Genomic DNA, 6,337 nt, shown 5'->3' with positions numbered 1-6,337 from the left:
TGCATTGCTAATTGTTCAATCTCCTGCTCAAGTACGTTGAGAAACTCTCGATGTTGAAGAAGCATTTGAATATACATTTTTAGAGTAACTAAATGGCTTTGATACAGTGTTTTCTTAAATGTGACTTTGAAAGAAAGATGTACCGTTTATAAGAAAGATGTATCGTTTTAAAGAAAGTTATACCGTTTATAATAAAGATGTACCGTTTTACCCCTTTGGATATGGTTATCTAAAGGGGTGTTTTTGTAGTGAAAAAGAAAAGAACATCTGAACTGGAAGAATGGATTAAGAAACTGTTGAGTGATAATAGAGTTGTTCCGTTAAAGGGCCATATTCTTGAAGAAAAGCAGTAAAAATGAGGAGGCAATGATGAAATGAAAAATACTGTCATGAGTACTGAGAGGTTGACACTAAGAGAAATGAATAAGGATGATGTAGGAAATTTAATGGAAATATTCTCCGACCCAGTGGCGATGAAGTATTACCCATCGACAAAAGACAAAAGTCAGACGATGGAGTGGATAGAATGGACGTTAAATAATTATAACCAATACGGGGTCGGACTATGGATCGTTGAAGATAAGGTGACAGGAGATTTTCTTGGTCAATGTGGTCTTGTCCCTCAAGAGGTTGATGGTGAAATAGAAATGGAAATTGGTTATCTGTTCGTGAGGAGTGCATGGGGAAACGGGTACGCTACCGAAGCTGCGTTAGCTTGTAAGAATTATGGATTTGAGCAAATGAAATTAAGAAAGATAATTTCTTTACCTGATGTAGACAACGTTCCATCCACAAAAGTTGCTGAACGGATTGGTATGAATATTGAAAAGACCGTTCAAAAATGGGGTAAAGAGGTATATATTTATTCTGTTACTACATAATCACTTGCTTATTAATACCGGAAAACAGGCTACGTGATGTTAAGCAAACGAAGCGCTTTTCAGTAGTAACGAAAGCGCCTTTTCATATATTTCCCAATCTATATCAACTATCCTAAAATAATCAATTCTACTAGATTGTTGAATAAAACCTACTTTTCTAGTCAATACTAATCCTAAGATTAATTGCTTTATAAACTAGGAGAGTGAAGCGGATGTTATTGTCACAAGTTTGGGAGAAATACCAGCTTGATAAAATGATAGAGGGGTACTCACCATTAACATTAAAAACCTATTGTTTTCAATATAATATGTTGTTGCGCTACTTTGGAAATATTGATCTGAATGAGATGACCGCAGATCAGTTAAAAATTTATCTGATTAAGGGAAGCACACATCTAAAACCATCTAGTCTGGGGCATAGAGTTCGATGTATTAGGTCAATATTCAAGTGGGCAAACGATGAAGGTTTAATAAAAAAGAATCCTGCAGCAAAGTTGAAAGAACCAAAGCTTGGGAAGCGAATTCCAAAATTCCTAACCGAACTTGAAATTGAACACCTACGTGAATCCTGTCAAAATGCCATGGAGAATGCGTTGTTTGAATTTTTTTATTCAACAGGTTGCCGTATTGGTGAAGTTGTTAAACTTAATCGTGATGATATTAATTTTGCATCAAATTCGGTCATCGTTCATGGAAAAGGAGATAAAGAACGGGAGGTATACTTCAATACTCGTTGTTCCTTGTGGTTAAAGAGATATCTCGATTAGCGAGATGACCAAGATCCGTGTTTGTTCATAACCGAAAGGAAACCTAAGAGAAGAATGAGTATCGACTTAATAAGATACATCATTAAGCGTATATCGTCTGGAGCCGGGATTAAGAAGAACATTCATCCACATCAATTAAGGCATAGCTACGCAACGCATATGATCAACAATGGGGCTCCCCTGGAAGTAATACAAAGCTTACTTGGCCATGAAAAAAGTGAAACAACAAGAATTTATGCTCAGCTAAGTGGGAAATTGAGAAAAGATCTCTACAGCAAATACTTTTAAGAAATCACGTTCATATCTGAGCGTGATTTTTTATATTGAAGAAAATAGAAGATTGAGTTTATCACTTGTTTTTGAAATAATTGGTATTAAGCAATAGGGAGAATCGTTTAACAAGAATTACGTAATTTACAAGGGGATATATATGGGAAAATTTGAGGTAACGCAAATATATAATCTGTTGAATTTTGATTTAGATAGTTTAGTAAAGCAAAGCAAAGCAGACGGTTTTCGTTTTATAGAAAGATTAGTAAATGATTATAAAAATGGCAGTAATACTTTTAATTATTCTGGAGAAGGTTTATTTGGAGTGTTCAATGAAGAAAGTGTCCTTGTTGCTATTGGCGGATTAAATAAAGACCCATTTTCAAATGAACTATCTATTGGTAGGCTGAGAAGGTTTTATGTTAGTAAGGAATATAGGAGAAACGGTATAGGAAGCCTTTTGGTAAAAAAGATAATTGACGAAGCGAAAAGATATTATAAAGTTTTGGTGCTTCATACAGATACGGAACAGGCTGATAACTTTTATACTTCTTTAGGATTTACAAAGGAAAATCTTTATCCAAATTCAAGTCACTTTATGAAGTTTAAAAGCTAACGTGTTATTAAACAAACGGGCGTGATCGAGGAACAAGGATCAGCGTTCGTTTTTATATTGGCCAAAGAAAATATCTTATTGAAGCAATTTTTAGATTATGAAATAATTGGAATTAGGCAAACGGGCAAGTTTATTTAACAATGCAGTTTATCTTCGTGTAATGGGCCAGTAGAACAAGGAGTTTGACTCTTTCAAGTAAAATGATAAATAATAAAAACATTCCAAAGTAAAGGGAATTATAGTTGAAAAGTGATGTTTATCAATAGGGACAGATTGTAGATAATTAAATTAGTATGGAGTTTTATTTGATAAGAGGTGAATTTATGAAAAGAGTTGATAGTGAAGACAATGGTGAATTAAGTAATTTAGTAAAAGATCTAGATGAAATGTATAGAAAACGTCAAGCATATTTGGTCGAATACTATCCAACTGATATACCAAATAAAGTATGTAATCATGCTTTTATAAAAGGAATTAAATTCGAAAATAGTTTTAAACCTAAAGAATACGATTTCGTTCCGTTAATGAAATGTGGTGACGAGGAATTATTCGTATGGACACATACAAAAGATACATATACTGCATTAGTCTCAAGGGTCTCAGATAATGTAAAGGATAAGAATTTCTGGAAGAACATTGGAACAGTTATTCAACTAGCATATTCTTACTCTAGAGACTTTGAACACACTATTGATATGGAATATAAATGGTGCTATTACTTTGATTCAAATAAATCAATATCAGAGCAGGAAATATATGATTGTAGTGATTACGATAGACATAGTTTGCTGAATGGGAATATTATAAAGCTTACTGATTTATCTTATATCTCTCCAATTATAGAACTGCTTTTACGTGATGATAAGGCATATACTGCTCTGAGTAACTTTTTTTCATCAATGAAGACACATTATTGTTGTTTAATATGTGAGCTAGATAGATTTCCGTATAAAAAGCACACAAGTCATGAACCAAAATCTTGGGAGCAAGCAAATGTGATATCAGAATATGAGGCAGCAATTTTACAGGCTTGTAGGTGTGTGGAAGCGTTAATTGGAAAACCGCCTAATAAAGAAAGTCGAAACCGTTTTTTAGAGCATAAAAAAAAATGGATAAACCAAATTGGAATAAATCCAGATGATATTTTCACAAAAGGTGAAACTACATATATAGATTTCTACTATAAACTATTTAGTCTTAGAAATGCAGCTGCCCATAGTTATGGAACGATACCTTTTGAAGTTGAAAGAAAACAAGCCGTATATGCACAATGCTTTGCATCGTTATTGCTCGACGGGTATGTCGCAAAAAATGTATTATCTGAAGAAATAGTTATAGGGAAACTCGGAATAAATCAGAAACTAATAGAGAAAGTCGATGAAACAATGAGTACCCCTAAAACGTACCAATAAGAAGAGTAACATTCTTAGTTGAACAAGAATTTTAAGGACAAAAAGAGTATTAGCGAATTTGCTAATACTCTTTTCTATCGTTATTGAAAAGTGCATGGAAACAAACTATATTCAACAGGAAATAGAAAAGAAGAATTACCCTCTTTTATTGCTTCATGTGCGACATTAAATCAAATAATCTTTTCTATTTCTATTTTTCTAAATGGTCTAATAGTTGAATTGTTTAGAGCACAGCTTTCATGAACTTTGTATTCATTTCAATTATTACAGGTACATGGAATTTTAAGAGTGCGAGGATGGATAGTGATAAGAATATATGCAGAAGGAAGTAAATACATAAAGCCCAAAAAGGAGGTGGAATGTTTAGCAATTGGGCGCGTTTCTTCAATTAGAAGAAATGCATTTTTATATTGAACAAATAATAACAACAAAAATTCGTCTAAAAATTATGGGATAAATTTTATTAGAATATAAAAACTTTTTCTATTCTTCACAGTCTAATATATAGGTATGGGTTAGGAGGAAAGAATTTGGAGATTGAAAAATTAGCCAGAAAAGCCATTAAAGGCGATGATGATTCATTTTTGCAGCTCATCCAGCTGTTTAAAATCGATTTATATAAAACAGCAATGTCTTTTTTAAGGAACGATCAGGAGGCGATAGAGGCTGTTCAGGAAGTCACATATCGTGCATACAAAGGCATTCGGACAGTAAAAGAATCTTTTTATTTTAAAACATGGCTCATCCGGATTATGATCAACTATTGTAATGATCAGCTGAAAAAGAAGAAAATAGTTCTCCTTGATGATGAGCTTTTAAAGTCGCATGGTGTTTCAGAGAATCATAATAAGTTAGAAATAAAAGATGCGATGCTCAGCCTAGATGAACGGTCACGAGAAATCCTGACCTTAAAATATTTCCATGATCTGAAGATAAAGGATATAGCCGATTCGATGCAATGCCCAGAGGGAACGGTAAAAACGTGGTTGAATAAAGCACTGAAAGAGTTACGTGAAAAACTCGAGGAGAAAGGAGAGAACCTCAATGTTTAAAAGGGAAGAGGTACAATTGAATCATTTAAAACAGGAGTATGAAAACACCCCTGTTTCACTCGATTCTCTGGATAAAGCAATCATAACAGGTTTCAACAGAGCGAAAGCAGAAGAAAAAAAGCTTTATAGAAAAAAGAATGGTTTCTCAAGCTTACTTGTTGTAGCACTTTTAATCATAGGGTTGTTTTCTACGATTCGAGTTTCACCTGCTTTTGCAAGCTATATTTCCAGTATTCCCGGCATGGAAAAAATTGTCGAGATGATTAGAGATGATAAAGGAAGGGTTGCTGCAGTTGAACATCAATACTATCAGGATATTGGTGTGTATGATAAGAATGACAGCTTGCAAGTAACGATTGATGGAGCCATATCCGATGAAATGGGAATCGTCCTTTTTTATACATTGGAATCAGACAAGAAAATTAAAGAGATTATGATGGATGAAGTGGAAATTAAAGCTCATAATGGTACTCCTCTTGATGGAAAAACTATCTCCTATGGGCAACCCTATCATTCAGATGACAGGAAGAATTCTTTCAATGGTACAATTGAGTTTTTCTTTCAAGCGCCACTGACAACTAAAGAGTATGTGGTGGATATAAAGGTGAAAGGAAAGCAATTCTCTCTACCGTTTACTCTTAATGATTATAAAGCTAAAAAAGAATATCCAGTTCATCAAACTTTAGAATTAGAAAGTGAAAAAATTAATGTTGAAAAAGTCACCATCTATCCTCTTAGGGCAGTTGTTCATTTGGAGATGGATCCAAATAATAAAAAGCAGATTCTTCAATTGGATGATCTGCGTCTTGTCGATGAGAACAATGAAGTATGGGGGAAGATTTTAAACGGGATAACGAAGTCAGGGGATATAGATTCTGAACAGGAAATCTATTTGCAAAGCAACTACTTTAAGGAGCCTAAAGAGTTGTATCTTGTCTTAAACAAGGCTCAAGCCATTGAAAAAGATGAAACAACAATTATAGTGGATACAGAAAAACTTGAGATCCTGAAACAGCCTGTTGGCAGTAATCTAGACAATGTTCGTAAAGAGCATGGTGAACTGTCATTTGATTTGCACACCGAAAAAGAATTCAATTATTTTATCTTCAGTGAAGTGATAGATGCACAAGGGAATGAAATATCCAAGACATCAATGAGTGCCTATTATGACTATGACAATGGCGTGAACAGAATTGGCATGAAACTGCCTGTATTAAAGCCTGCTCAAAACCCGATTACAATTGAACTTGCGTTTTATCCTCAATGGATCAAAGGAGAGGATAAAATAAAAGTAAAATAAAGAGAGAGGTGGGCCTGTTAGCTTGGTCCACCTCTTTTT

The 6,337-nt window shown here is 34.0% G+C and carries 5 protein-coding genes and 1 pseudogene; all 6 read left to right on the top strand.

The window, feature by feature from the left end:
* Positions 1-374: 374 nt before the first annotated feature.
* Complete coding sequence (locus LRP81_RS13530; protein ID WP_230501925.1) at positions 375-881, top strand: GNAT family N-acetyltransferase; 507 nt, start codon at positions 375-377, stop codon at positions 879-881.
* A 212-nt stretch (positions 882-1,093) separates the two neighbouring features.
* A pseudogene (locus LRP81_RS13525) lies at positions 1,094-1,936 on the top strand (tyrosine-type recombinase/integrase).
* 142 nt (positions 1,937-2,078) lie between these two features.
* Positions 2,079-2,534, top strand: a complete 456-nt coding sequence (locus tag LRP81_RS13520) for a GNAT family N-acetyltransferase (protein WP_230501923.1) — start codon at positions 2,079-2,081, stop codon at positions 2,532-2,534.
* 323 nt (positions 2,535-2,857) lie between these two features.
* Positions 2,858-3,946: a hypothetical protein gene (locus tag LRP81_RS13515; protein WP_230501922.1), complete on the top strand. Its 1,089-nt coding sequence runs from the start codon at positions 2,858-2,860 to the stop codon at positions 3,944-3,946.
* Between the two features lie 530 nt (positions 3,947-4,476).
* The gene (locus LRP81_RS13510) at positions 4,477-4,998 is read left to right on the top strand and encodes a sigma-70 family RNA polymerase sigma factor (RefSeq protein ID WP_230501920.1); all 522 of its coding nucleotides are present in this window, start codon (positions 4,477-4,479) and stop codon (positions 4,996-4,998) included.
* A complete protein-coding gene (locus tag LRP81_RS13505) occupies positions 4,991-6,298 on the top strand; it encodes a DUF4179 domain-containing protein (RefSeq protein WP_230501918.1) in 1,308 nt (435 codons plus the stop codon). Before LRP81_RS13510 ends, LRP81_RS13505 begins: the two co-directional genes overlap by 8 nt.
* Positions 6,299-6,337: the final 39 nt, after the last annotated feature.

This window comes from Sutcliffiella rhizosphaerae, assembly GCF_917563925.1.
Lineage (GTDB): Bacteria > Bacillota > Bacilli > Bacillales > Bacillaceae_I > Sutcliffiella_A > Sutcliffiella_A rhizosphaerae.
The sequence above is the reverse complement of the archived record's forward strand: the minus strand, read 5'-3'. Positions and strand labels throughout refer to the sequence as shown.

What these genes read in the sequence shown, in the direction of transcription:
- LRP81_RS13530 (WP_230501925.1), top strand. Translation starts at nt 375, where the DNA reads ATGAAAAATACTGTCATGAGTACTGAGAGGTTGACACTAAGAGAAATG.
- LRP81_RS13505 (WP_230501918.1), top strand. Translation starts at nt 4,991, where the DNA reads ATGTTTAAAAGGGAAGAGGTACAATTGAATCATTTAAAACAGGAGTAT.
- LRP81_RS13520 (WP_230501923.1), top strand. Translation starts at nt 2,079, where the DNA reads ATGGGAAAATTTGAGGTAACGCAAATATATAATCTGTTGAATTTTGAT.
- LRP81_RS13515 (WP_230501922.1), top strand. Translation starts at nt 2,858, where the DNA reads ATGAAAAGAGTTGATAGTGAAGACAATGGTGAATTAAGTAATTTAGTA.